This is a genomic window from Amycolatopsis melonis (assembly GCF_040064235.1).
GTDB lineage: Bacteria > Actinomycetota > Actinomycetes > Mycobacteriales > Pseudonocardiaceae > Amycolatopsis > Amycolatopsis melonis.
Map to the genome: position 1 here is coordinate 34,072 of NZ_JBDZYD010000018.1, position 25,235 is coordinate 59,306.

Consider the following 25,235-nt stretch of genomic DNA (forward strand, 5'->3'; position numbering starts at 1 on the left):
GGGTCATAGTCGGCGCACGCGTGGTGGTGTGTCTTTATGTTTTAAATAACACTGTTACGCACTCACGACCCTCCCCACTGGAGGCATCCCATGAGACTGCGCCGCACCCTGCCCTTCGTGGCCGGGCTGGTCCTGCTGGCCGGCTGCGCCCCCACCCAGTCCGCGCCCGCGGGCGCCGGCGGGGACGACAAGACCGGCACCCTCCGCGTCTGGCTGTTCGACGAAGCCAACCGGGCACCGAAGGAAGCCGTGGTCAAGGAGGCGATCGGCGAGTTCAAGGCTGCACACCAGGGCGTCGAGGTCGACGTCCAGTGGGTGCCCGTCGAGGGCCGCGCGGACAAGTTCTCCGGGGCCTTCAACGACCCGGCCAACGCCCCCGACGTCGCCGAGTTCGGCAACACCGACGTCTCGAACTACGCCGCCACCGGCGCGCTCGCCGACCTGACCGGCGACCTCACCGCGTGGACCGAGGGCAAGGACCTCATCCCGACCGTGCTGGACACCGCGAAGTCCGGCGGCAAGACCTACGGCCTGCCGTGGTTCACCGGCATCCGCGCGCTGTACTACCGCACCGACGTCTTCGCCGAACTCGGCCTGAAGCCGCCCGCGACGCTCGCCGAGCTGACCGGGCACGCCCGGACGATCCGCGCCGCCAAGCCGGACCTCTACGGCATCGCCGTCGGCGGCAAGTACACCTACGCGATGCTGCCGTTCCTGTGGGCCAACGGCGGCGAGCTGGCGCGGGACAGCGGCGGCAAGTGGACGTCGGCGATCACCGGCGAGCAGGCCAAGGCCGGGGTCACGCAGTACGCGACCCTGCTCAAGGACGACATCTGCCCGCCCGCGCAGTGCGCGAACCTGACCGGCACGCAGAGCGTCACGGCGTTCGCCGGAGGCAAGGCCGGGATGACGATCGGCGGTGACTTCAACCGCAAGGCCGTCGAACAGGGTGCGGTGAAGGGAAAGTACGCCGTCGTGCCGCTGCCCGGCACCACGCCCGGCAGCGTCGCCCCCGCGTTCGCGGGCGGCAACCTGCTCGGCGTCTTCGCCGCGAGCAAGCACCGCAGCCTGGCACTCGCCTTCACCGAACTGCTCGGCAGCGCGAAGTACCAGGACAAGATGTACACGGCGATGGGGAACCTCCCGACGCTGGGCAGCGTGCAGCAGAAGCTGGCCGCGAACGACCCGTTCCTCAAGCCGTTCGTCGACACCCTCAAGGCGGGCACGAAGTTCGTCCCGGCGACACCGGCGTGGTCGAAGATCGACAGCCAGAACGTGCTGCCCACGGCCGTGCAGCAGATCGCGACCGGTCGCAAGGACCCGGCGGCGGCCCTGGCCGACGCGGCGGCCGCGATGAACAAGGCCTTCGGCTAGTGGTGGTCGTCGCACGACGGCGGCGGGACGGCCGGGCCGCCGCGCTCTACCTCGCCCCGGCGGGCATCCTGCTCGCCGCCCTGCTGGCCTACCCGATCTACCAGCTGGTCCTGATCTCCTTCTACGACTACGGCCAGCCGCAGGCCGCGGGCACCGCGCCGCTGGTGTTCCTCGGCTTCGCGAACTACACCGACCTGCTCGCCCAGGTGCAGTTCTGGACCGTGCTCGGCAAGACAGTCGGGTTCGCCGCGGCCTGCGTTCTCGGGTCGCTCGTGGCCGGCACCGGGCTCGCGGTGCTGGCGAGCCGGGTGCGCTCGCTCCCCCGGATGCTGCTGTTCCTCGCCGCGCTGGGCGCGTGGTCGACCCCGGCCATCGCCGGCTCCTACGTCTGGCTGTTCCTGTTCGACACCGACTTCGGGCTGGTCAACGAGGTGCTCGCGGGGCTGGGCCTGCCGTTCGAGCACCACTCGTGGACCTTCGGCACGCTGGGGGCGTTCGGGCTGGTCGCCGCCGAGGTGATCTGGTGCTCGTTCCCGTTCGTGCTGGTCACGATGTACGCCGGGATCAAGGGCATCCCGGACGAGGTCCTCGAAGCCGCGTCGCTCGACGGCGCGTCGGCGTGGCGCACGACGTGGACGATCGTGCTGCCGATGGTGCGGCCGCTGCTGATGATCGCGACCGTCCAGTCGATCATCTGGGACTTCAAGGTGTTCACCCAGATCTACGTGATGACCAACGGCGGCGGCGTGGCCGGGCGCAACCTCGTGCTCAACGTCTACGCCTACCAGCAGGCCTTCGCCGGGCAGGAGTACGGCCTCGGCTCGGCGATCGGAGTCGTGATGACGCTGTTGCTGCTCTCGGTCACCGGGCTGTACGTCCGGACACAGCGCCGGAGCGCGGCATGGCTGTGAACCGTCCCGGTCGGCTCGTCGCCGAGATCGTCACCGTGGTCGTCGCCGGGCTGGTCGCGTTCCCGCTGTACTGGATGGTGCTGTCGGCGGTGAAGCCGCCGGGCGAAATCCAGTCGGCGAACCCGAAGCCGTGGACGTTCCGGCCGTCGTTCGACAGCTTCGAGCGGGTGCTCACGGTGTCGGGCTTCGGGCGTTTCTTCCTCAACAGCCTCGTGGTCGCGCTGGCCGTCGTCGCGCTGTCGCTGCTGCTGTCGTTCCTGTCGGCAGTGGCGCTGACGCGGTTCCGGTTCCGCGGCCGGACCGTGCTGCTGGTGATGACGCTGGTCGCGCAGATGGTGCCGGTGGAGGCGCTGACCATCCCGTTGTTCTTCCTGATGCGCCAGATCGGCGGGGTGGTGCCCGCGTTCGGGCTGAACGAGCTGGGCTCGCTGGTGCTGGTGCACCTGGCGTTCAGCCTGCCGTTCGCGATCTGGATGCTGCGCGGGTTCGTCGCGGCGGTACCGGAGGAGCTGGAGGAGGCGGCCAAGCTCGACGGCGCGTCACGGCTGCGGTTCACCTGGCAGATCCTGTTCCCGCTGGTGGCGCCCGGGCTGGTCGCGGTGAGCGTGCTCGCGTTCATCCACGCCTGGAACGACTTTCTCTTCGCCAAGACGTTCATCGTCTCCAGGACCGAGAACCAGACGCTGCCCCAGGCGATCCTGGTGTTCTTCAAGCCGGAGGACACCGACTGGGGCGCGGTGATGGCGTCTTCGACGCTCATGACGATCCCGGTGCTCGTGTTCTTCGTCCTCGTCCAGCGACGGCTGGTGTCCGGCATGGCCGGCGCCGTGAAGGGCTGACATGTTCGCCACTCTCCTGCCGCGTCCGGTCTCGGTGACACCGCTGCCGGGCACGTGCGCCTGGCCGTCCACTGTGGACGTCCAGCCCGCTTCCCTGCCGCCGGAGGGCTACCGGCTGTCGATTTCCCCGTCCGGGGTGGTGTTGTCCTGCGCGGACGCGGCCGGCGAGTTCTACGGGCGGCAGACATTGCGGCAGCTGCTGGGACCATCGGCGTTCCGCGTGGCCGGGTTCTCGCCGTCGTCGCTGCCGTGCGGGATCGTCGAGGACCACCCGCGGTTCGGCTGGCGCGGCTGCCTGCTCGACGTCGCCCGGCACTTCCGGACCAAGGCGGAGGTGCTGCGGTTCGTCGACCTGCTGGCCGCGCACAAGCTGAACGTCCTGAACCTGCACCTCACCGACGACCAGGGCTGGCGCTTCGAGGTCCCGGAGTTCCCGCGGCTGACATCGGTCGGCGGCTGGCGGCCGTCGTCGATGACCGGCAGCGGCGGTGTCCAGGACGGGCGTCCGCACGGCGGCTTCTACACCGGCGACGACCTGCGGGAGATCGTCGCCTACGCGGCTTCCCGTGCGGTCACGGTGGTGCCGGAGATCGACATCCCCGGACACGCGCGGGCCGCGCTGGCGGCCTACCCTTCGCTCGGCACTGAACCGTCCTATGAGGTCTGGACTTCCTGGGGCATCAGCACTTCCCTGCTGTCACCGGCGTCTCTGGACTTCTTCCGCAAGGTGTTCGACCACCTGCTGGAGATCTTCCCGTCCCCGGTGATCGCACTGGGCGGCGACGAGACCCCGGGAGCGACCGGCGAGCACCGCACGTTCGTCCGCCTGCTGGCCGAGCACCTCGTCGCCCGCGGCCGGACACCGATGGGCTGGGACGAGGTCCTCGACATCGCCGGCCTGCCCTCGATGGTGATCGGCGCGTGGCGTGACGAGCAGGCGGGCATCCGCGCGGCGGCGGCCGGGCACGACGTGGTGCTGTGCCCGGAACAGCACCTGTACCTCGACCACCGGCAGTCCGCGGAGCCGGACGAGCCGATCCCGGTCGGGATGGTCCACACGCTGGAGGACGTCTACGCGTACGAACCGGCACTGAGCGGCCCGCGGCTGCGCGGCGTGCAGGCCCAGGTGTGGACCGAGCACATGGACGACGTGCGCCGCGTCGACTACATGGCCTTCCCGCGGCTGTCGGCGTTCGCGGAGGTGGCGTGGAGCAGCGGGCCGCGGGACTACGCGGAGTTCCTGCCCCGGCTGCGCGACCACCACCTGCCCCGGCTGGACGCGCTGGGCGTGGAGTACCGGCCGTTGGACGGGCCACACCCGTGGCAGACCCGGCCGGGCGTCCCGGGACGGCCGCGCTAACGATTTCCGGGCCAGGCATTCCACACCGCCGCCCACTGCTGCGGCGTGAGGTCGCGCGGCAACGCCGACCGCGGGATCCCCGCAGCCTTCAGGATCGCGCGCCACGGCCTCGGGGCCACCGTCGTCAGGATCTGCTCGATTCCGCGGCCGCGGCCGGTGAACACCCGGCGCACGAACTCTTCGTAGCCCGCCCGCTCGGCCGGGTCGACCAGCGGTACCCGCCGCCGGGAGATCGTCAGGAGCCCGCCGTCGACACTCGGCTTCGGGCGGAACCCGTCGGCCGGGACGCGGCCGTGCAGTGTGAACGCGAACCAGGGTGCCGTCTGGGCCGTCAGCATCGTGCGGCCGCCGACTCCCGCGCGCTTGCGGGCCACCTCCCACTGCGTCAGCAGGATCGCCTCCGCCCAGACACCCGCGGTGAGGAGCCGGCGCAGGATCGGCGTGGTCAGGTGGAACGGCAGGTTGCCGACGACGACCGGGCGGTCCAGCGGCGTCCGGAGGGCGTCGGCGCAGCGCACGGTCACCGCGGGAAGGCGGTTGCGCAGCCGGCGGACGCGGTGCTCGTCGAGGTCGACGGCCAGGACGTCACGGCCGAGCGGGGCGAGCCGGCGGGTGAGCGCGCCGTCGCCGGCGCCGATTTCGAGGATCGGGCCGTCGGTTTCGCGCACGAGCCGGACGATCCGGTCGAGGGTCGGGGTGTGGTGCAGGAAGTTCTGGCCGAGTTCGTGACGGCCGCCGTGGACGGAACGGGACACGGGAAGGTACTCCAGACGTGCGGAATGGAGCACCCGGAAGGGAGCGAGGTCGCTCGACCGTCTCCGGGTGCCGGGGCATCCGGGAGTACGGCGCGATCGGATCTTCAGCGGAGCGCGCCGTCAGGCGCGGCGGTCCCGCTGAGCCTTACGCCCGCAGGCGGGCATCCACAAAGTTCCCATGGCCGCGGACGCTACAAGATCGCGACGGCGGCAGCGACCGAATTACGGCCGCAGCGTCACGGTGAACGACCGCGTCGGGCCGATGTTGCCCGCCGCGTCGATCGAGCGGTACTCGATCCGGTGGGTCCCGTAGCCCGGTGTCCGCTCGGCGAACGGCGACACCGTCAGCCCGCCCGACCCCAGGTTGCCGTACGCCAGGCCGTCGATCTCCGTGCCGCGTGCCGTGAACAGGTACGGCGCCTTCGGGTCGGTCGGCCAGCCGAAGTACTTGTGCCAGCCGTCGCCGTCGACGCGGAACTCCGGCAGGCCGTCCGGCGACGTGAGCCGCATGGTGAACGAGCCGTGGAACACGGTGCCCGGCGGGAGTTCGGCCGTCGTCACCGGGCCGGACGCGTCGACCGTCCACGTCAGCGTCGTGCCGCCGGTCGTCGCCGTGAGCGTGTGCGTCCCGCGGGCGGCGTCGAGCGCGAAGTCCGGTCCGCTGCCGGCCGGCCTGCCGTCGAGGGCCCAGCGGACCGGCGGGATCGAGCCGGTCGGCTCCCCCGTTTCGACGTAGACGACGTCGTGGCCGCCGACCGGCTGCGAGGTCGGCGTCGACGCCACGACCGCCGGGCCGGTCGCGGGCGGCGTGACCACCGACGTGTCGACCGTCCAGGTGCGCGTCGCCGCCGGGCGGGCGGCCGGGTCGCGGACGAACGGCGTCGGGTCGGTCACCGTCGCGGTCAGCGTGTGCCTGCCCGGCTTGACGTGCGCCCGCCGCAGGTCGACCGCCTCGCGGCCGGGCAGCCGGGTGCCGTCGAGCGACCACGTGACGTCGAGGCGGTGGCTCACCGGGTGCATCGGGCGGACCCACACGACACGGTCGGCGCCGATCGTCCCTGCCGGGGTGCCGCCGGCAATGAGCGGCACCTTCGCCGCGATCCGCTGCGTCATCCGCTCGCGGCCGATCTGGTCGAAGGCGTAGCCGAGCGTCTTCATCATCGAGTGCGCGCTCGGCCGCCACACGCCGGTCTGCGTGTAGAGCCCGCCTTCGAAGCGGCCGATCGTGCCGCCGGACTCGCTCGGTTCGCCCAGCCACCGCCACCATTTCGCGTGCTGCGCACGCATTTCCCGCTCGGTCAGCAGGGTGTGGTGGATCGACTCGGGCTCACCGCCTTCGTACGCGCCACCCGGGACCGCGCGGGCGTAGTAGTCGTACTCGTCGTCGAGGCCGCCGAGCGAGTGGCCCAGCTCGTGCGGCGAGATCAGCGCCGACAGCGCGTTCCCGCCCGACGCCGTCGCATACGTGCCGCCCGCGCCGCCGTAGGTGCTGCTGTTGCCGAGCGCGAGGATCTGCCGGTTGGCCCGCGTCGTGCCGGGCACGAGGTCGGCGTACCGCTGCGCGGCCTCGTCGTCGACGGTCAGCAGCCGCTGGACACTCTGCGGATTGCAGCCGCCCCAGAAACCCATGTTCAGCGGGGTGTCGCGGCGCGGTGCGTCAAGCGACGGGTCACAGTCCACACCGGACTCGGGCGAGGCGATCGACACGGCGTAGACGTTGAAGTAGCTGCGGTAGGACTTGAACGGCTCCAGCGACCACAGGGTGTCCACGTGCCGCCGGACGTCGGCGAAGAACTTCGGCTGCTCGGCGGCGGTGTAGCCGTCGCCGAGGACGACGAGGTTGAACCGCTGTGCCACCGGCCCGGTCACCTGGACGTCGGTGACGGTGGCGGCGGGCTCCCCGGCGTGTGCCGGGGTGGCGATGGTCGCGCTGAGCAACGCAGCGACGGCGAACCCGGCCCACTTCCGCATGACGGCACCCCCTGGTCGGCTGATTCCGGTCTACCGCAGGTCATCGGCGACCGGAACCCGCCGGAAGTCGGGGCTATGCTGGCCGGATGGGGAATCGAGGGGGAATCCTGGCCGCCGCGGGCGTGCTCGCGCTGCTGACCGCGTGCTCGCCCGCCGAGCCGGTGGCGAGCCCGGCCACGACACCGGTGCCGTCGACCACCAAGCCGGTGCCGACGTCGGACGCGCCCGCCCTGGGACCGGGTCCCGGCTCCCCGCCGCAGACAACGCCACAGCCACCGCCCCCGCACTCGCCGGGCGAGATCACCTCGGCGTGCCCGTTCCTGGGGGTGACCGACATCAGCGCCGCGATGGGAGCGTCGCTGAACTCCCATGCGGTCGAAGCCGAACCGAACCGGGAGTTCACCCCGCCGGTCTACCGCTGCGACTACGTCGCCCGGGCGGGCGGCGGGCAGGTGCACGAGCTGTACGTTGCCGCCGTCGTGGGTGGCGGACGGCTCGAAGCGATCCTGAAGGACTGGACGCAGGACTGCGAGGGTCCCGCGGTGCCGCTCGCCGGCGCGACCGGCACCGCACGCACGTGCGCGCTGACCGGTACCAAGAAGGGCGATGTCATGGTCCTGGTCGCGAAGAAGGTCCACGGCCAGACCCGGCTCGCGGAACTCGATCTGCGCCCGAACCGGAACGAGGTCTATGTCCGGTTGGCGCAGCTCCTGCTCGACCGGCTATAAGTCGTTATACGCGAGTAAGGCGGTACCAGACTTCGGGGCGGCCCACCTGCCCGTAGTGCGGCTCGCGGTGCGCCATCCCGTTGTCCGCCAGGTACTCCAGGTATCTTCGTGCCGTCACGCGGGACGCGCCGATCGCGCTGGCCGCCGCGCCCGCCGAAAGTCCTTCCGCCGCCCCGGAAAGCGCGTCCTTGATCGCCTCCAGCGTCTGCACGCTCATGCCCTTGGGCAGCGGGGACTGCTCGGTGGTGCGCAGCGCGCCGAGCGCCCTGTCGATCTCCGCCTGGCCGGTGACCTCGCCGGAGGCGTCGCGGAATTCGGCGTAGCGCTCGAGCTTTTCGCGCAGGGTGGCGAAGGTGAACGGCTTGAGCAGGTACTGCACGACGCCGACCGAGACCGCCGCCTTCACCAGGCCGAGGTCGCGCGCCGACGTCACCGCGATGACGTCGATCGGCAGCCCCGCCGCGCGCAGCGAGCGGCACACCGCCAGGCCGTGCGTATCCGGCAGGTAGAAGTCGAGCAGCACCAGGTCGACCGGCTCGCGTTCGCAGAACCGCAGCGCCTCCCCGCCCGAGTGCACGACGCCCGCCACCGAAAAGCCCGGCAGCCGCTCGACGTAGACGCGGTGCGCCTCGGCGGCCACCGGCTCGTCCTCCACCACCAGCACCCGGATCACCGGTCCGCCTCCTGCCGCGGGAGCCGGACGGTGAACACCGCACCGCCGTCCCGTCCGATGTCGACAGTGCCGCCGTAGCGGCGCACCGCCTGGCCGACCAGCGCGAGCCCGAGGCCGTGGCCGTCCTCGGCCTTCGTCGACCAGCCGCGGCGGAAGACGTCGGCGTCCTCCGGCACGCCCGGCCCGGTGTCGGCCACGCGCAGCAGCAGGCCGTCCTCGTCGGAGCGGGCGGTGACGACGACCTTGGGATGCCCGGTGCCGCGCACGGCCGCGTCGAGACCGTTGTCGATCAGGTTGCCGAGGATGGTCACCAGGTCGCGGGCCTGGATGCCGAGGGAGACGTCGTCGATCACGGTGTCCGGGGTGACCGTCAGCTCGACGCCGCGCTCGCTCGCCTCGGCGGCCTTGCCCAGCAGCAGCGCGGCGAGCACCGGCTCGGCGACCGCGCCGACGACGCGGTCGGTCAGTTCCTGGGCGAAGGCCAGCTCGGCGGTCGCGAACTCGACGGCCTGCTCGGGTTTGCCGATCTCGACCAGGGAAACGACGGTGTGCAGCCGGTTGGCCGCCTCGTGCGCCTGCGACCGCAGCGCCTCGGCGAGGCCGCGGGCGGTGGTCAGCTCGCCGGTGAGCGTCTGCAGCTCGGTGTGGTCGCGCAGGACGACGACGGTGCCCTGCGCGCGGCCGCCCGAGCGGACGGCGGTCGTGCTGACCAGCAGCACGCGCGAGTCCGTCAGGTGCAGTTCCTCCGCCCGGTTCTCCGCCGAGGTGAACGCCTCGGCCAGCTCGGCGGGCAGGCCCAGCGACGCGAGGTCGCGCCCGACCGGGTCGGCGTCGAGGCCGAGCAGCGTGCGGGCGCCGTCGTTGCAGAGCCGGACCCGCCCGTCTCGGCCGACGAGCAGGACGCCTTCCCGGACCGAGTGCAGCACGGCTTCGTGGTACTCGAAGAGGTTGCTCAGCTCGTCCGGCGCGACGCCGCGGGTCTGGCGCCGCAGCCGGGCGCTGATCAGCCAGCCGCCGAGGGCACCCACCACCAGCACCGCGCCGGCCACGCCGAACAGCGGCCACAGCCGTTCGCGCAGCTCGGCCGTGATGGCGGCGACGGTGATCCCGACCGCGACCAGCGCGACCACCCGGTGCCCGGCGTCGAACACCGGCACGACCGTGCGCACCGACGGGCCGAGCGAGCCGGTGTAGATCTCGGTCAGGTTCTCGCCGCGCTGCGCCTTGCCGATGTTCCCGATGTAGTGCCCGCCGATCAGCGCCGGATTCGGGTGGGTGTAGCGGATCCCGGCCGGGCTCATGATCGTGATGAAGTCGACGCCCGTGTCCGCCTGGACACGCAGCGCGAACGGCTGCAGCGTCCCGCTCGGGTTCGGCGTGGTCACCGCGGCGACGACGGTGGGGGCGTCGGCGACCGTCGCCGCGACCGCGCGGACCTGGTCCTGGGCGTTCTGCTCGACCGCACGCTGCGCGTCGAGCCAGGCGAAGGTGATCCCGGCGCCTGCCAGCACGCAGAGCACCGCCAGCTGCAGCACGAGCAGCTGCCGGGCGAGGCTCCAGTGGGACCGCACCGTCGGGGGCACCTCCTCATACCAGCACACCGTCCGGGCGGGTGTCCGAACGGGACGGTCGATCAGCACGCGAACTCAATGAACACAAGTGAGCCGGATCACCGGCGACCGCCTACAGTGTGCCGCAACCCTGGACACCCCCGAGCTGGAGGCAACGGTGCCTACACCGACCCCCGACGCGGCGCCACAACGCCGCGACAAGACCCGTTACCTGTACCTGGCCGTGATCGTCGCGGTCGTCCTGGGCATCGCGGTCGGCTTTCTCTTCCCCGGCTTCGCCAAGGGCCTCAAGCCACTGGGCGACGGCTTCGTCAACCTGATCAAGATGATGATCTCGCCGATCATCTTCTGCACGATCGTGATCGGCGTCGGCTCGGTCGCCAAGGCGGCCAAGGTCGGCAAGATCGGCCTGATGGCGCTCGCCTACTTCATCGCGATGTCGACGTTCGCGCTGGCGATCGGCCTGATCGTGGGCAACCTGCTGCACCCGGGCACCGGGCTGCACCTGAACCCGGCCGACGCGAAGAAGGCCCATGACTCCGCCGGCGCCGCCGGCCCGGTGGAGTTCGCGCTCGGCATCATCCCGAAGACACTCGTCTCGGCCTTCACCGAAGGCCAGGTGCTGCAGACGCTGCTGGTCGCGCTGCTCGTCGGCTTCGCGCTGCAGAAGCTCGGCCCGAAGGGCGCGCCGATCCTGCGCGGCATCGAGCACATCCAGCGGCTGGTCTTCCGGATCCTGGCGATGATCATGTGGGCCGCCCCGATCGGCGCGTTCGGCGCCATCGCCGCGGTGGTCGGCGCGACCGGGCTCAACGCGCTCAAGAGCCTCGCGGTGATCATGATCGGCTTCTACCTGACCTGCCTGGTGTTCGTCTTCGGCATCCTCGGCCTCGTGCTGTGGGCAGGCGCGCGGGTGAGCATCCTCAAGCTGCTCAACTACCTGCGGCGGGAGTTCCTGCTGATCCTGTCGACGTCGTCGTCGGAGTCGGCGCTGCCGCGGCTGATCGCGAAGATGGAGCACCTGGGCGTCGGCAAGTCGGTCGTCGGCATCACCGTGCCCACCGGGTACTCGTTCAACCTGGACGGCACCGCGATCTACCTGACCATGGCGACGCTGTTCATCGCCGCGGCCCAGGACGAGCCGCTGTCGATCGGCTCGCAGATCGGCCTGCTGCTGTTCATGATCATCGCCTCGAAGGGCGCGGCCGGGGTCAGCGGCTCGGGCATCGCGGTGCTCGCCAGCGGCCTGCAGTCGCACCGGCCGGAACTGGTCAACGGCGTCGGCTTCATCCTCGGCATCGACCGGTTCATGTCGGAGGCCCGCGCGCTGACGAACTTCGCGGGCAACGCCGTCGCGACCGTCCTCATCGGAAACTGGACGAAGGAGTTCGACCGCGCACAGGCGGAACGGGTGTTCGCCGGCGAGGAACCGTTCGACGAAGCCACGATGCTCGACGAGCACGAGGCGAAACCCGAGGGCGAAAAGGTCCCGGCCTGACCCCCTGACGTTCGTGCTCACTGCCCCCGCTGAGCACGAACCACCGCGGGCCGCGGTGCGAGTCTCCCCGACCTCGCACCGCGGCCCGTTCCACGTGGCGCCACTTTCCCGTGAAAGTGGCGCTTCCGCGTATGTCGGTCAGCTCGCGGCGTCGTAGGCGACGCGCGCCGCCGCGATGTCGTCGCGGTGCTGCTGCGCCCAGCCGAGCAGGCCGTTGAGCGACTGGTACAGCTCCTTCGCCATGGCCGTGGCCTCGTACTCCACCCGCGGCGGGACCGTCGGGTAGATCGTGCGGACCAGCAGGCCGTCACGCTCGAGGTTGCGCAGGGTCAGTGTCAGCATCCGGCGGCTGATGCCCTCGACCGAGCGTTCCAGCTCGGTGAACCGCACCGGACCCCGGATCGCCTCCAGGAGGATGCCGATCGCCCACTTGCCGCTGATGCGGTTGATGACCTCCAGCACCGTGCAGACATCGAGTTTTTCCGGGTCGATCTCGGTGACCTGGACTGGTACATCGATGTTCCCCTGGGACATGAAAGTGCCTCCTTCCCGGCGGACACATGGTCACACATGATGGGCACTGTTACAAGAAGTGCCCTGGCGACGACCAGGGGGATCTCACACTGGAGGGGCCTGACATGGCCGAGAACCACCCCACCCGCTCCCGCGGCCTCGCGCTGGCGGTGCTGTGCGCCGCCTCGCTGATGGTCGTGCTGGACAGCAGCATCGTCGCGGTGGCCCTGCCCGCCATCCAGGCCGACCTCGGGTTCACCCCCGCCGGGCTGTCCTGGGTGTTCACCGCCTACCTGGTCGCGTTCGGCGGCCTGCTGCTGATCTCCGGCCGCCTCGGCGACCTGGTCGGCCGCCGCCGCGTCTTCCTCGGCGGCCTCGGGCTCTTCACGGCGGCTTCCCTGGTCGCGGGCCTGGCCCAGGACGCGGGTGTCCTGGTCGTCTCGCGGTTCGCCCAGGGCGTCGGCGGCGCCCTCGCCTCCGCGGTGGTGCTGGGCATGATCGTCACGATATACCCCGAGCCGCGGGCCCGGGCGATGGCGATCGGCGTGTACAGCTTCACGCAGGCGGCGGGCGCGTCGATCGGCCTCATCGCGGGCGGCGCGCTGACGCAGGCACTGGACTGGCACTGGACGTTCTACGTCAACCTGCCGATCGGCGTGGTCGCGCTGGTGCTGGCCGTCCGGGTGGTCGAGGCGGACCGCGGCACCGGCCTGCGGGCCGGCCTGGACGTCCTCGGCGCGCTGCTGGTCACCGCCGCGGTGATGCTCGGGGTGTATGCGATCTCGTCCGAGGTGTGGGGCGCCCTCGCCGCGGCTTTCGCGCTGCTGGTGGCGTTCGCGGTGCGGCAGGCAAAGGCGCGGACGCCGCTGCTGCCGCTGCGGCTGTTCCGCATCCGCGCGGTGACCGGCGCGAACGTGGTGATGATCCTGATGGTCGCCGGCATGCTGGGCTTCCAGTTCGTCACGGCGTTGTACCTGCAGCAGGTGCTGGGCCTGGACGCGCTGTGGACCGGCGTGGCGTTCCTGCCGGTGCCGCTGGTGATCGCGGTGGCGTCGCTGGGTCTCGCGGACAAGCTGACCGCGCGCTTCGGGCCGCGGACGGTGCTGCTGTCCGGGCTGGGCCTGGTGATCGTCGGCCTGCTGCTGCTCACCCAGGTGTCGGGCTCGTACTTCACCGACGTCCTGCCCCCGCTGCTGCTGATGGGCTTCGGCGCGGGCGTGGCGATCCCGGCCCTGATGGGCCTGGCGATGGCGGACGTCGCCCCGTCCGACGCGGGTGTCGCCTCCGGCCTGATCAACACGACCCAGCAGGTCGGCGCGGCCATCGGCACGGCGGTGCTGGCCGCGGTCGCCGCGGCCCACACGTCGAGCCTGACGGAGGTGGACCACCGTGAGGCGCTGGCGTCCGGGTTCCGCCTGGCGTACGGGGTCAGCGCGGGCTTCCTGATCGCGGCGGTCACGCTGGGCGCGCTGGTCCTGACCCGCCGCACCCGCCCGGCGCCCGCTCCCGAGGCCCCGGCACCCGAACCGGAGGTCTGCGTCGCCGGTCAGGCGTGAGCAGGCCCGTAACTCGCGTGATCAGAGCCGGAATTCGCGTGATTGGAGCCGTAACTCGCGAGTTACGGCTCCAATCACGTGAGTTACGGCTTCAGTCACGCCAGTTACGGCTTTGATCACGCGAGGTAGGCGGAAAGTCCGCGGTGGCCCCGCCGCATCATCAGCGCGTGGTTCGCGCGGAAGAGCGGCCGGGCCACCGCGTCGAGGCGCCGCAGCAACTCCTTCCGGGCCTGGACTTCCTGGGTGATCTCCAGCAGCGTGCCCGCGCCCGCCGCGCGGACCGCGCCCGCCAGTGTCCCGTCGAGGTCGCCGCTGAGCCTGACCCGCATCAGGCCCGTGCGCTCGTCCTGGTGGTCCCGGTGCATCCGGACGACGAGCCGGAACGGCAGCCGGGACCGGCAGACCAGTTCGGCGGTGTCGTCGTCCACCCGGCGCACCGAGCGGACGTCCGACCACCACCGCGGGTAGCCGGCGAGGTCGGTGACCACGCCGAACACCCGCTCGGGCGAGGTTCGCGGCAGCAGCCACTGGCTGCGGAACCGGTAGTGCGCGCCCGTCATGCCTGTCACACCGGGGCCGAGACCAGCTTCCGGCCGTCCACCGTGACGATGTCGATCGACTTCACGTCGTCCGGCGCGACCAGCGCGGACCCTTCCAGCGAGAAGCCTTCGTTCTCCCACTTCTCCGAGACCTGCCAGCTGCCCGCGGTCACCGCCTGGCCGTTCTTCGAGACGACCTGCAGCAGGCACTTCTCCCCGGCGTGGATCCCCTTCACGCCCACTTCCACCTCGACCCAGCCCTGCCGCGGCCGCACCGACGCGGCCAGCTGCGCACCCGTCGAGGGGTCGGTCGCCCGGACGTCCTTCGTGCCGGGTACCGGCGTGTTCGGGGCCGGCACCGCGACATCGGTCGACGCCATCTGCCGTCCCACCAGGACACCGCCGCCGAGCGCGGCCACCACCAGCACCGCCGCGGCGACCAGGGCCAGGCCCCGGCGACGGGGCGCACGGGCCGGCGCGACGTGCTCCTCTTCCTCGCGCACCCGCCGCAGGGTCTTCTGCAGCAGCAGGTCCCCGCCTTCGGGTGGCCCGTCGAGGAACGCCTCCGGCGGTACCTCGTCGAGCGAGTCGCGCAGAGCCACCAGCTCGTTCAGGTCGAACCGGCACTGGGCGCACGTCGCCAGGTGCCGCCGTTCGAAGTCGGCCGCCTCCGCCGGGTCGAGCGCTCCGAGGGCGTACGCGCCGAGCTGCGTGTGACTCTCGTCCAGCGAGTTCATCGCGCCACCTCCGTTCCGCTCGAGATCATCGCGGCTCTGAGAGCCCTGAGTGCGTAGTACGACCTTGATTTCACGGTACCCGGTGCGACGCCCAGTGTTCGCGCCGCTTCGGCCACCGTCCGTCCCCGGTAGTAGATCTCCACCAGGACCTCTCGATGTTCGTTCGACAGGCCGTCCATCGCGCCGAGCACCGTCATCGAGTCGACCACGCCCTGGGCGTGATCGCGCTCGACGGCCGGGGTCGGCACGCCTTCGGCCGGTTCGGCCACCTCCTGTGGCCGCGCCGCCCGGGCACGTGCCCGGTCGGTGACCAGGTTGCGCGCGACGGTCAGCAACCAGCCGCGCACCGAGCCCTTCCCGTCGTTCTGCAGGTCGTCGGCGTGCTTCCACGCCCGGACCAGCGTTTCCTGGACCACGTCCTCGGCTGCCGCCCGATCACCGGTCAGCCTCGTCGCGTAGGCCAGCAGGCTCCGCCCGTGTTCGGCGTACAGCTGCCGAATCAGGTCTTCGCCCTTGGCCTTCTTAGGCCGCCTGCCTCCGATCGCCACCCTCGTCCTCCCGACGGTGTTCTGAGTCGGCGAGGACAGTACTGCAACCCCCAGTGCCACCGGCGGTGCGTGCGCCGAGCGCAGCGCGACCATGGCGTTCATCGGCTGCCCGTCCTTCCTCGTTCTGCCCGGAAACCGTCTTCGGTCAGTACCCGGCGCCGCCGGCCTTGCTCTTCGCGGTGATCTTGCTGCCGTCCGGGGCGACGGCGAACCAGGTGCCGTTGGCGCCCTGGCCGTTCAGCTGCCCCGGCTTGTCGCCCGAGAACGTGTACAGCGGCCAGCCGTTGAGCGTGATCTGCTTGCTGCCGTCCTTGCGGGTCGCCGTGCCGACCTGGGTGTCCTGGACACCCTTGAGCATCGGCGTCGCCACCCCGGCGAGCATCGGCTGCCACGACGTCGTGCAGGCGCCGTCGCAGTTGGACGTCGGCGGCTGAGAGAGGTCCTTGTCGAACCGGTAGAGCGTCTTGCCGTCGGCGTCGGTGACCACCGCGCCGACCCCGTCGATCGTGGCGACCGCGAGCATCTTGTGCCCGGGCTCCCCGTGTTGCGGCCCTTGGGCGCCGTCGGCCATCTCACCGCAGGCGGACAACGAGGCGACGGCGACCAGCGCAACGGCGCTGGCGACCACCGGCCGGATACGGTTCATGACGTTCTCTCCTCGGTGAGGGCGGCACCGCCGTCCGGCGGACCTCGACACCGGGAACACGGACGCCGCCCGGAAACGGTTCAGCCGGATTGCGCGCGATTCGGTGCCGGTGCGCGGCCGGATTGGTGTGTCCCGGTGATCGGCACGATCTTGTCGCCGGGCGGGGCGGGTTCCTAAGCTGGGCGCGACCCGCCGCCACCTCCGGGAGGCGCTGTGTCCGTCAGGTGGGTGCTCTTGACCGCGCTGCTGGCCGCGGGCTGTTCCGCGGCACCGGCTTTCACGGCGTCGCTGACGTCACCGACGGACGTGGTGCTCAGCTGGCCGGACGACGACGCCGACGGCCACCGCGTCGAGTACGCGAACGACCCGGCCGGGCCGTGGACGACGCTGCGGTTCCTGCCGGCGCACGTGACGAGCTACCACCACCCGGACCTGATCCCGCAGACGCCGTTCTACTACCGCGTGCAGCCGTTCACCGGCCCGGTCACGACGGAGCTGAACGCGACGGCGTCCGGCGACACGGTGACGTTCACCTGGACCGACCGCATGCCGGACGAAGCCGGGTTCCTGCTGGAGATCCGCCGCCCGGGCGCGCCCAGCTTCGACCCGGTCGAGGTGACCGGCCCGGACGTGACGACCTGCGCGCTCTCGCTGCTGCCCGGCGAGCAGGGCTCGGCCTTCCGGATCCGGGCGCTGCACTACGGCCCGCTCTCCCCGGTGGTCCACCAGACCACCGGGAAGGAGCGGTAGCCGCTACTCGGCCGTCAGGACCGTCTTCAGGAACTGGCCCGTGTAGCTCTCCTCGACGCCCGCCACGTGCTCCGGGGTGCCCTCGGCGACCACCGTGCCGCCGCCCGAGCCGCCTTCGGGGCCCATGTCGATGATCCAGTCGGCCGTCTTGATCACGTCGAGGTTGTGCTCGATCACGATCACCGTGTTGCCCTTGTCCACCAGGCCGTTGATCACGCCGATCAGCTTGCTGATGTCCTCGAAGTGCAGGCCGGTCGTCGGCTCGTCGAGGATGTACACCGTCTTGCCGGTCGAGCGCTTCTGCAGCTCGCTGGCCAGCTTGACGCGCTGCGCCTCGCCGCCGGACAGCGTCGGCGCGGGCTGGCCGAGCCGGACGTACCCGAGGCCGACGTCCACCAGCGTCTGCAGGTGGCGGTGGATGGCCTTGATCGGCTCGAAGAACTCCGCCGCCTCCTCGATGGGCATGTCGAGCACGTCCGAGACGGTCTTGCCCTTGTAGTGCACCTCGAGGGTTTCCCGGTTGTACCGGGCGCCCTTGCAGACCTCGCACGGGACGTAGACGTCCGGCAGGAAGTTCATCTCGATCTTGATCGTGCCGTCGCCGGCACACGCCTCGCAGCGGCCGCCCTTGACGTTGAAGGAGAACCGGCCCTGCTGGTAGCCGCGCACCTTCGCCTCGGTCGTCGCGGCGAACAGCTTGCGGACGTGGTCCCAGACGCCGGTGTAGGTGGCCGGGTTGGACCGCGGGGTCCGCCCGATCGGCGACTGGTCGACGCGCACCAGCTTGTCGACGTTGTTCAGCCCGTTCACCCGCGTGTGCCGGCCGGGCACCTGGCGGGCGCCGTTGAGCTTGTTCGCCAGCACCGTCGCGAGGATGTCGTTCACCAGCGTCGACTTGCCGGAGCCCGACACGCCGGTGACCGCGACCAGGCAGCCGAGCGGGAACGAGACGTCCAGCCCGCGCAGGTTGTGCTCCCGCGCGCCGACAACCGTGAGCTGCCGCTTCTTGTCGACCGGCCGCCGGATCGCCGGGACCTCGATCCGCCGCCGCCCGGACAGGTAGGCCCCGGTGAGCGACTCCTTGCTCTTGAGGATCTTCTTGTACGGTCCACTGTGGACGATGTGACCGCCGTGCTCGCCCGCGCCGGGGCCGATGTCGACCACCCAGTCGCTGGCCCGGATGGTGTCCTCGTCGTGCTCCACGACGATCAGCGTGTTGCCCAGGTCCCGCAGCCGGGTCAGCGTCTCGATCAGTCGGTGGTTGTCGCGCTGGTGCAGGCCGATCGACGGCTCGTCGAGCACGTACAGCACGCCCACCAGGCCGGACCCGATCTGCGTGGCGAGCCGGATCCGCTGCGCCTCACCGCCGGACAGCGTCGCCGACGCGCGGTCGAGCGAGAGGTAGGTCAGGCCGACGTCGAGCAGGAAGCGCAGCCGCGCCTGGATCTCCTTGAGCACCGCGCCGGCGATCATCGCCTCGCGCTGTCCCAGCTCCAGCTCGTCGAGGAACTGCGATGCCTCCGCGATGGACAGCGCGCAGACCTCGGCGATCGACATGTCCCCGCGGGTCTTGTGCTGCAGCGTGACGGCGAGGATCTCCGGCTTGAGCCGGGTGCCCTGGCAGGCGGGGCACGGCACCTCGCGCATGTAGCCCTCGTACCGCTCGCGCATGTACTCGGACTCGGTCTGCTCCTGCCGCCGCTCGAGGAACGGGATGACGCCCTCGAAGTTCGCGTAGTACGAACGCTGGCGGCCGTAGCGGTTCTTGTAGCGGACGTGGACCTGCTCGTCGACGCCGTGCAGCACCGCCTTCTGGGCGCGCGCGGGCAGCCGCCGCCACGGCGTGTCCATCCGGAAGCCGATGGTCTCCGACAGCGACTCCAGCAGCCGGATGAAGTAGTCCGCGCTCTGCCCGCCCGACCACGGCGCGATCGCGCCCTCGGCCAGCGACAGCTCGTCGTCCGGGACGACCAGCTCCGGGTCGACCTCCTTCTTCACGCCGATGCCGGTGCACTCGGGGCAGGCGCCGTAGGGCGAGTTGAAGGAGAACGAACGGGGCTCGAGGTCCTCGATGGCGAGGGGGTGGCCGTTGGGGCAGGCCAGGTTCTCGGAGAAGCCGCGGACGCGGTGCGGGTCGTTCTCCGGCAGGTCGACGAACTCCAGCTCGACCAGCCCGTCGGCCAGCCGCAGCGCCGTCTCGACCGAGTCGGTGAGCCGCTGGCGCGACGCCACCTTCACGGTCAGCCGGTCGATCACCACGCCGATCTGGTGCTTCTCCTGCTTCTTCAGCTTCGGCGGGTCGGTGAGGGCGTGCACGGTGCCGTCGACGACCACGCGCGCGTACCCCTGCTGCTGCAGGTTCTCGAACAGGTCGACGTACTCGCCCTTGCGCCCGCGCACGACCGGCGCGAGCACCTGGAACCGGGTGCCCTCTTCCATGGCGAGCACCTGGTCGACGATCTGCTGCGGCGTCTGCTTGCTGATCGCCTCGCCGCACTTGGGGCAGTGCGCCTTGCCGGCGCGGGCGTAGAGCAGGCGCAGGTAGTCGTAGACCTCGGTGATCGTGCCGACGGTCGAACGCGGGTTGCGCGAGGTGGACTTCTGGTCGATCGACACCGCGGGCGAGAGGCCCTCGATGAAGTCGACGTCCGGCTTGTCCATCTGCCCGAGGAACTGGCGGGCGTACGCCGACAGCGACTCGACGTACCGGCGCTGCCCCTCGGCGAAGATGGTGTCGAAGGCGAGGCTCGACTTCCCGGACCCGGACAGGCCGGTGAACACGATCAGGCTGTCGCGGGGCAGGTCGAGATCCACGCCGCGGAGGTTGTGCTCGCGGGCACCGCGAACAACGAGGCGATCAGCCACGCCAGGGTCCTCTCAATGTCATTCTGCTGCGGTCGCCGGCCCGGTCTGTCCGGTCTCGAACAGCTGTACGGGCGGCCGCGATCCATGCTACGAGTCACCACCGACAAAAACCGGCTCCGCGGCTTTGACCTGCGGTTCTTCGGGCTTCCGGCGCCTGGTGAGCCACCGGTGGGCCGGGCGTTCGACCCCCACGGTGACCGCCCAGCCCGCCAGCACCGCCGCACCGACGACCACGGGGAGCCGCAGCCAGCCGGGGAGGCCGAGATCGAGCAGGGCACGGGCCAGGATGTAACCCAGTTCCTGGTGCACCAGATAGAGACCATACGAGATGCCCGCGAGCCAGGTGACGGCCGGGGCGATCCGGGCGAGGCCGGGGAACCGCCAGTCGGGGCCGCGGGCGGCCAGGCAGACCAGCAGGAGCAGCACGGCGAACCCGATGGTGGACGGCCAGCGCTCGGCGTCCTGCGGCAGCGCACGGTGGAACGGGAACACCTGCAGGTCCTGCGCGGCGACGGCGGCGAGCACGAACAACGCGGCGTGCCACGTCCTGAGCCGCCGCTGCGCCCACAGCCAGACGGCGACGCCGATGGCGAAGACGTGCAGGCGGTGCAGGCCCAGGCCGTAGTAGAAGGTCTCGACGACCGGGCTCGCGGTTCCCGGCGGGAAGACGAGGAACCGGAGCCCGAGCGGGACGAGGATGAGCGCCCACAGCAGGGCGACGGTCAGCCGGTGGGTGCGCCACGGCCGCGGCCACAGCAGGGCCGCGCCGGTGAAGGCCATCAGCTGCACCGGCAGTGTCCAGTAGGAGCCGTCGAGGTAGTAGAAGGAGTCCGAGCGGATGCCCCACTCCTGCACCATGCCGAGGTTGGCGACCAGGTCCAGCCCGGTCGGGATGTACCACGGCGACGGGTTCGCCGGCGGCCCCGGGGGCACGCCGAACAGGAAGCCGGTGACCCCAGGCGGGTAGGGCAGGCCGCTGAAGGAGATGGCGGCCCACCGCGTGACGACGTAGGTGACCAGGACGGCGACCAGGTAGGCGGGCACGAGCCGCGCGAACCGGTGTCCCAGCCAGCGCCCGGGGTGTCCCTTGCGGAGGCTGGCGCAGACGAAGAAAGCGGAGATCACCAGCAGGATGGCGGCCCCGAACTGCGCGGTGACCCGGAAGGGGTACCCGGTCAGCTCGGGGTGCAGCAGCGCGCCCTGGTGGGTGACATGCCCGAGGACGACGGCGAAGACGGCGACCACCCGCAGGAGGTCCCAGCTGATCCGGCGCGGGGTCGGGGAGGTGGGCACGGTCGTCCTGGAGGAGTCGGGCTGGCGGGTCGCCGTGAGCCTACGTGGCGTGACGCGGAGGTGCTTGTGCGGGTGGAACCGCTTGGAGCGAAACGACTACCGTGTGCACGGTGAACATCGTGGAGACCTACACCGGGCACGTCGACCCGGGCGGCGCCGCCACCCGCCGGACCCTGGACGCGCTGACCATCACCAAGCTGTCCGTCGGCCCGATGGACAACAACACGTACCTGCTGGTGTGCCGAGAGTCGAACGAGGCACTCCTGATCGACGCGGCCAACGACCCGGACCGCATCAGCGACCTGGTCGGCCACGGCCCGGACCGCCCGTCATTGCGCACGGTCGTCACCACCCACCAGCACCAGGACCACTGGCAGGCCCTGGGAGCGGTGGCGGGCGCAAACGGCGCGAACACGGCGGCCCACCCGCTGGACGCGGGGCCGCTGCCGGTACCGCCGGACTTCCTGGTGGAACACGGAGACACACTCTCCGTGGGTCAGGTCACCCTTTCGGTTATTCACCTTCGTGGACACACACCGGGCTCGATCGCGCTGCTGTACCGCGACCCTGCCGGCCACCCGCACCTGTTCACCGGGGACTCACTGTTCCCCGGCGGGGTCGGGAAGACCGGGTCGCCGGAGGACTTCACGTCGCTGATGGACGACGTCGAGTCGCGGATCTTCGGGGAACTGCCGGACGAGACGTGGTTCTACCCGGGACATGGGGACGACTCGACGCTGGGTGCGGAGCGCCCGAAGCTCGGCGAGTGGCGCGAGCGCGGCTGGTGAGGTGATCGCGGCGGGCCGCTTAACCCTGACGCGGCTCGCCGCTTCCGGTTACGGGGGGACAGGATGGATCTCGAAGACGCGTTCACCGTGGTCGACACCCCGGTGCACCTGGCGGGACAAAGCGACGAAGCGCTGATCCGGCAGATACGGCAGCGCAAGGAGTTCAGCGCACCCAGCAAGCCGTTGCGGCCGGCAACCGGCCTGGAGGACGGCATCGTGCTGCGTCCCGTCGAGGCTCTGCACTGGCTCTCCTACGTCACGCGGCCTCGGTATCAGGACGATGTGCTCGACCGGTACCTGTGGTGGGGTCTTCTGCGTTACCTGGGATTCTTCGCACACGACTATTCCCACTCGCGCCTGCCGAAACTCGCGTTGAGCGACGCAGGGCGCCGCATCGCCGGGAACCAGCGGCGGGTGACCTCGGAGGAGATGGGAATCGCGTTCGGGGCAGCGCTGGCGGCGCGCTGGTTCAACGACACCAGCGCGGCCACCCTGCGTACGGTGGTCGACATCGACGTGGCGCTGGACGCACGCTTCGTCTTCGGTCCGAGCGCCGCGGTTCAGCACATCGGCACCCAGCGCCCCGACTATCTCCTCATCGGCGCCGACCGGCGGGACAACAGCCGCTATGTGCTGCGGGTGCTCGAATGCAAAGGGACGAAGAATCCCGGTCACGCCGTGCCCCAGCTCGCGCGAGCCGTCGGCCAGCTCGACGGCGTCACAGTCGGCGGGCGGGTACCCCACGGCCTGGCCACCGCCGTGGTCACCGGCGACAGCCGGACGTCATATCTGGCGGTCGACCCGGGTGACGACGACGAACCGTCCTACGAGGTCACAGCGGAAGCACTGGACCGTGGCGGACAGTTCCGCTTCGAGTCCGACCGGGCCGACGTCCTGGCGGCCGAGATCACCAGTGCCGCTCTCCGAGCTTCTTGGGCCATGCTCGCGGATTTCGGCGGCAACCTCAGTGCGCTCGAGCGGTGGGCACCGGAGGTGATGCAGGACCGGCTCCGGCGACGGCCGCGAGATCGCGTGACGTTCGAAACCCCGGTGGGAACCGCCCGCGGCACCAGCCTCGACTTCGGTTTCGGCACCGAGCGGCTCACCGTCCGCTACGGCATCGACGAGTCCGTCGACGAAGCGCTCACCGGAGCGTCCGCCGGGGACGTGACGGAGGCACAAGACGCGTTCGCCCGCCGGCTCCGGGAGTCACCGGCCGGGGACCGGGAACGCGAGGTGTACTCGGCGACGGCCGACGGATCGGTTTTCTCCCTGATCCGCGGCTGACCCGGTCGGAGCAGCCGGATAACGCTTGAGCCTCGCCAGGCAACGCCAGGACGAACCGGGCGTCTCCCCGCATACCCAGCGCTGGGACTTCCATCGGCTCTCTCCGCCAGGAGGTCCACCATGTCCACCACACTCAGACGTGCGCTCGCAGCCGTCGTGCTCCTGCTTGCCGGGACGCTTGCTGCCGCTGTTCCGGCTCAGGCCGGGCCTTCCACTGCCGCGCTCACCGGGATCCGGACCGGGCTCAACGCCGGGTTCGACCGGATCGTGCTCGATCTGTCCGCCGGGACGGTGCCGTCCTCGGTCAACTACCAGCTGGTCGACGAGCTCACCGCCGACCCGAGCGGGGAGGTTGTGTGGCTCACCGGGCAGTACTTCGTCAACGTCTCCGCCTTCCCGCTGGTTGCGCACGACTCCAGCGGGAATCCCACCTACACCGGGCCGCAGAAGTTCCGGACCTGGAATCTGCGCAACGTCATGGCCATCGCCCTCACCGGGGACTTCGAGGCCCAGACGTCCATCGGGATCGGGGTGCGGACGCGGACCGCGGTGAAGGTCTTCACCCTCACCTCGCCCAACCGCGTCGTCATCGACGTCGCCCACTGAATGGCAGGCGGCGGGGGAGTCACCCGCGCTCGTACGGGATCTTCTCCCCCGCCTCCACCGCGAACGGCAGGTGGTTGCCCGACGGCGGGAGCGGGCACGTCGCGAAGTCCGTGAACGCGCACGGCAGGTTCACCGCGCGGTTGAAGTCCAGCGTCACCGTGCCGTCCTCGGCCGGCGGCGGGACTGGCAGCGAGCGGTTGGCCGCGTACGTCGTGACGCCGCTCGTCTCGTCGGTGAACAGGATGCTGAGGCCGCCGTCCTTGCCGTTGAACGCCGTCAGCGTGTGCGTGACCCCGTCGCGGGCGAACCGGACCACGCCGGGCGCCGTGTAGACGTGGCTCAGGCCCTCGACCACCGCTCCCACCGTCGTCGGCCGGGGCTCGTCGAAGGGCTCGAAGTGCCCGGTCAGCACCCAGGACGGCGACGGCTCGTACGCCGGGACGCCGCGGAATTCGCGCAGGACCTCGGCCTTCGGGTCGTGCACGCGGATCAGGTAGCCGGACCGGCGGGCCACCTCGATCTCGACGTCGCCGGCCAGCACCCGCGTGCCCGCGCCGCTGTTGACCAGCTCGAACCGCTTCACGTCCGTGATCGGCGCGCCCTCGTGGGACAGCGACGCGCCCGCCGGGTCGACGTACGCCGCCTCCGCGTCCTGCCACCAGCTGCCGGGGATGCCCGGGTACTCGCGCGGCGTGCCGGTCAGCCAGTCCAGTGACACCAGCGCCAGCCAGCCGTACGGCTCCGCCAGGTCGGCCTCGCGCCGGGCCTTCCAGTCCTGCCACTCCTGCGTGAACGTGCTCATCGCGGGCCCCTTCCCGTCGGCTACGACGGTGCCAACCCGCCGTCCGCGCCGGTATTCCGTGTCCCAGCATCCGGACAGAGCCAGGCGATCTCGCGCTCTCCCCCGGCCAGGACGACGACCCGCCGGAACGCCGGGTCGTCGCCGAGCGCGGTGTGGAACCGGTCGGAGACGATCAGCGCGAGATCCGCCGCCGGGGCCGCCGCCAGCGCCGCCTTCAGCTCCGCGGACTCGGCCAGCCACGCCGACAGCGCCACCGCGGCACCCCCGGCGTACGGCGGGCGCAGCACGACGTCACCGTGGTCGGCCGCCAGTCGCAGCCGCAGCCTGCCGAACTCGTTGAGGTGGCGGTTGCGGCGCCGCAGCGCCCCGGCCAGCAGCGCGACCAGCTCCGTCGCGACCCACCGCCGCGGCACCGTCGGCGGGATCACCAGCGTCGTGTGGTCGCCTTCGGGCCTGCGGTACCAGGTCGGCGTCCGGTAGGGCACCGGGACCTGCTCGAACAGCTCGTCCAGCACCGCGTCGAGGGTGACGCCGAGGTGCACCGCGCGGGCCGTGCGGCCGCGGCCCGGCGCGGCGATCCCGATCCGGACGACCGTCGCGGTCACCGGCACGGTGCGCACGGCCG

Annotated in this window: 24 protein-coding genes; 11 read left to right on the forward strand and 13 right to left on the reverse strand. The window is 71.0% G+C overall.

Features of this window, described 5'->3' with window-relative positions; all coding sequences use genetic code 11:
- Positions 1–90: 90 nt before the first annotated feature.
- The 4 genes from ABJI51_RS38930 to ABJI51_RS38945 are packed head-to-tail and all read left to right on the forward strand — an operon-like array spanning position 91 to position 4,484.
- Positions 91–1,374 (forward strand): extracellular solute-binding protein, encoded by a 1,284-nt coding sequence (locus ABJI51_RS38930; RefSeq protein ID WP_348956171.1) that lies wholly within the window; start codon positions 91–93, stop codon positions 1,372–1,374.
- A 2-nt stretch (positions 1,375–1,376) separates the two neighbouring features.
- The gene (locus tag ABJI51_RS38935; protein ID WP_348956172.1) at positions 1,377–2,285 is read left to right on the forward strand and encodes a carbohydrate ABC transporter permease; all 909 of its coding nucleotides are present in this window, start codon (positions 1,377–1,379) and stop codon (positions 2,283–2,285) included.
- Positions 2,276–3,124 carry a carbohydrate ABC transporter permease gene (locus tag ABJI51_RS38940; protein WP_348956173.1) on the forward strand — a complete coding sequence of 283 codons (849 nt, stop codon included), beginning with the start codon at positions 2,276–2,278 and terminating at the stop codon, positions 3,122–3,124. The genes ABJI51_RS38935 and ABJI51_RS38940 overlap by 10 nt, the downstream gene beginning before the upstream one ends.
- Before the next feature lies 1 nt (position 3,125).
- Entirely contained in the window at positions 3,126–4,484 is a 1,359-nt protein-coding gene (locus ABJI51_RS38945; protein ID WP_431605704.1) for a beta-N-acetylhexosaminidase, read from the forward strand.
- Here the strand turns inward: ABJI51_RS38945 and erm are convergent.
- Together erm and ABJI51_RS38955 are read right to left on the reverse strand one after the other, a co-directional pair.
- On the reverse strand, positions 4,481–5,239 hold the full coding sequence (gene erm / locus ABJI51_RS38950) for a 23S ribosomal RNA methyltransferase Erm (RefSeq protein WP_348956174.1): 759 nt from the start codon (positions 5,237–5,239) through the stop codon (positions 4,481–4,483). The two genes, ABJI51_RS38945 and erm, sit on opposite strands and share 4 nt — an antisense overlap.
- A 222-nt stretch (positions 5,240–5,461) precedes the next feature.
- A complete protein-coding gene (locus tag ABJI51_RS38955; RefSeq protein WP_348956175.1) occupies positions 5,462–7,210 on the reverse strand; it encodes a M64 family metallopeptidase in 1,749 nt (582 codons plus the stop codon).
- 86 nt (positions 7,211–7,296) lie between these two features.
- Between ABJI51_RS38955 and ABJI51_RS38960 the strand changes: the two genes are divergently transcribed.
- A complete protein-coding gene (locus tag ABJI51_RS38960) occupies positions 7,297–7,938 on the forward strand; it encodes a hypothetical protein (protein ID WP_348956176.1) in 642 nt (213 codons plus the stop codon).
- A 4-nt stretch (positions 7,939–7,942) separates the two neighbouring features.
- Here the strand turns inward: ABJI51_RS38960 and ABJI51_RS38965 are convergent, their stop codons facing one another.
- Positions 7,943–8,611, reverse strand: coding sequence for a response regulator (locus ABJI51_RS38965; protein ID WP_348956177.1), 669 nt, complete (start codon positions 8,609–8,611; stop codon positions 7,943–7,945).
- Positions 8,608–10,182, reverse strand: a complete 1,575-nt coding sequence (locus tag ABJI51_RS38970) for an ATP-binding protein (RefSeq protein WP_348956178.1) — start codon at positions 10,180–10,182, stop codon at positions 8,608–8,610. Before ABJI51_RS38970 ends, ABJI51_RS38965 begins: the two co-directional genes overlap by 4 nt.
- 157 nt (positions 10,183–10,339) lie before the next feature.
- Between ABJI51_RS38970 and ABJI51_RS38975 the strand changes: the two genes are divergently transcribed.
- Complete coding sequence (locus tag ABJI51_RS38975; RefSeq protein WP_348956179.1) at positions 10,340–11,680, forward strand: cation:dicarboxylate symporter family transporter; 1,341 nt, start codon at positions 10,340–10,342, stop codon at positions 11,678–11,680.
- A gap of 138 nt (positions 11,681–11,818) precedes the next feature.
- Here the strand turns inward: ABJI51_RS38975 and ABJI51_RS38980 are convergent, their stop codons facing one another.
- On the reverse strand, positions 11,819–12,214 hold the full coding sequence (locus ABJI51_RS38980) for a winged helix-turn-helix transcriptional regulator (protein ID WP_348956180.1): 396 nt from the start codon (positions 12,212–12,214) through the stop codon (positions 11,819–11,821).
- A gap of 104 nt (positions 12,215–12,318) precedes the next feature.
- Between ABJI51_RS38980 and ABJI51_RS38985 the strand changes: the two genes are divergently transcribed.
- Positions 12,319–13,749 carry an MFS transporter gene (locus ABJI51_RS38985; RefSeq protein ID WP_348956181.1) on the forward strand — a complete coding sequence of 477 codons (1,431 nt, stop codon included), beginning with the start codon at positions 12,319–12,321 and terminating at the stop codon, positions 13,747–13,749.
- Between the two features lie 116 nt (positions 13,750–13,865).
- On the opposite strand, the gene ABJI51_RS38990 is transcribed toward ABJI51_RS38985, so the two are convergent.
- From ABJI51_RS38990 to ABJI51_RS39005, 4 genes are all read right to left on the reverse strand, one after another.
- Positions 13,866–14,309 (reverse strand): SRPBCC family protein, encoded by a 444-nt coding sequence (locus tag ABJI51_RS38990; RefSeq protein ID WP_348956182.1) that lies wholly within the window; start codon positions 14,307–14,309, stop codon positions 13,866–13,868.
- Between the two features lie 5 nt (positions 14,310–14,314).
- Complete coding sequence (locus tag ABJI51_RS38995; protein ID WP_348956183.1) at positions 14,315–15,025, reverse strand: zf-HC2 domain-containing protein; 711 nt, start codon at positions 15,023–15,025, stop codon at positions 14,315–14,317.
- The gene (locus ABJI51_RS39000) at positions 15,022–15,573 is read right to left on the reverse strand and encodes a sigma-70 family RNA polymerase sigma factor (RefSeq protein WP_026469270.1); all 552 of its coding nucleotides are present in this window, start codon (positions 15,571–15,573) and stop codon (positions 15,022–15,024) included. The genes ABJI51_RS38995 and ABJI51_RS39000 overlap by 4 nt, the downstream gene beginning before the upstream one ends.
- Before the next feature lie 145 nt (positions 15,574–15,718).
- Positions 15,719–16,219 carry a hypothetical protein gene (locus ABJI51_RS39005; RefSeq protein ID WP_348956184.1) on the reverse strand — a complete coding sequence of 167 codons (501 nt, stop codon included), beginning with the start codon at positions 16,217–16,219 and terminating at the stop codon, positions 15,719–15,721.
- A 213-nt stretch (positions 16,220–16,432) separates the two neighbouring features.
- On the opposite strand from ABJI51_RS39005, the gene ABJI51_RS39010 reads away from it, so the two are divergent.
- Positions 16,433–16,969, forward strand: coding sequence for a fibronectin type III domain-containing protein (locus ABJI51_RS39010; RefSeq protein ID WP_348956185.1), 537 nt, complete (start codon positions 16,433–16,435; stop codon positions 16,967–16,969).
- A gap of 3 nt (positions 16,970–16,972) precedes the next feature.
- On the opposite strand, the gene uvrA is transcribed toward ABJI51_RS39010, so the two are convergent.
- Positions 16,973–19,834: an excinuclease ABC subunit UvrA gene (uvrA, locus tag ABJI51_RS39015; protein ID WP_348956186.1), complete on the reverse strand. Its 2,862-nt coding sequence runs from the start codon at positions 19,832–19,834 to the stop codon at positions 16,973–16,975.
- Between the two features lie 87 nt (positions 19,835–19,921).
- Positions 19,922–21,127, reverse strand: coding sequence for an acyltransferase family protein (locus ABJI51_RS39020; protein WP_348956187.1), 1,206 nt, complete (start codon positions 21,125–21,127; stop codon positions 19,922–19,924).
- A gap of 110 nt (positions 21,128–21,237) precedes the next feature.
- On the opposite strand from ABJI51_RS39020, the gene ABJI51_RS39025 reads away from it, so the two are divergent.
- From ABJI51_RS39025 to ABJI51_RS39035, 3 genes are all read left to right on the forward strand, one after another.
- Positions 21,238–21,915 carry an MBL fold metallo-hydrolase gene (locus ABJI51_RS39025; protein WP_348956188.1) on the forward strand — a complete coding sequence of 226 codons (678 nt, stop codon included), beginning with the start codon at positions 21,238–21,240 and terminating at the stop codon, positions 21,913–21,915.
- A 63-nt stretch (positions 21,916–21,978) separates the two neighbouring features.
- On the forward strand, positions 21,979–23,202 hold the full coding sequence (locus tag ABJI51_RS39030) for a hypothetical protein (RefSeq protein WP_348956189.1): 1,224 nt from the start codon (positions 21,979–21,981) through the stop codon (positions 23,200–23,202).
- 120 nt (positions 23,203–23,322) lie between these two features.
- The gene (locus ABJI51_RS39035; RefSeq protein WP_348956190.1) at positions 23,323–23,808 is read left to right on the forward strand and encodes an AMIN-like domain-containing (lipo)protein; all 486 of its coding nucleotides are present in this window, start codon (positions 23,323–23,325) and stop codon (positions 23,806–23,808) included.
- Between the two features lie 19 nt (positions 23,809–23,827).
- Here the strand turns inward: ABJI51_RS39035 and ABJI51_RS39040 are convergent, their stop codons facing one another.
- Both ABJI51_RS39040 and ABJI51_RS39045 read right to left on the reverse strand, forming a co-directional pair.
- Positions 23,828–24,610 (reverse strand): DUF1684 domain-containing protein, encoded by a 783-nt coding sequence (locus tag ABJI51_RS39040; protein ID WP_348956191.1) that lies wholly within the window; start codon positions 24,608–24,610, stop codon positions 23,828–23,830.
- Between the two features lie 20 nt (positions 24,611–24,630).
- A complete protein-coding gene (locus ABJI51_RS39045) occupies positions 24,631–25,230 on the reverse strand; it encodes a hypothetical protein (RefSeq protein WP_348956192.1) in 600 nt (199 codons plus the stop codon).
- Between the last annotated feature and the right edge of the window lie 5 nt (positions 25,231–25,235).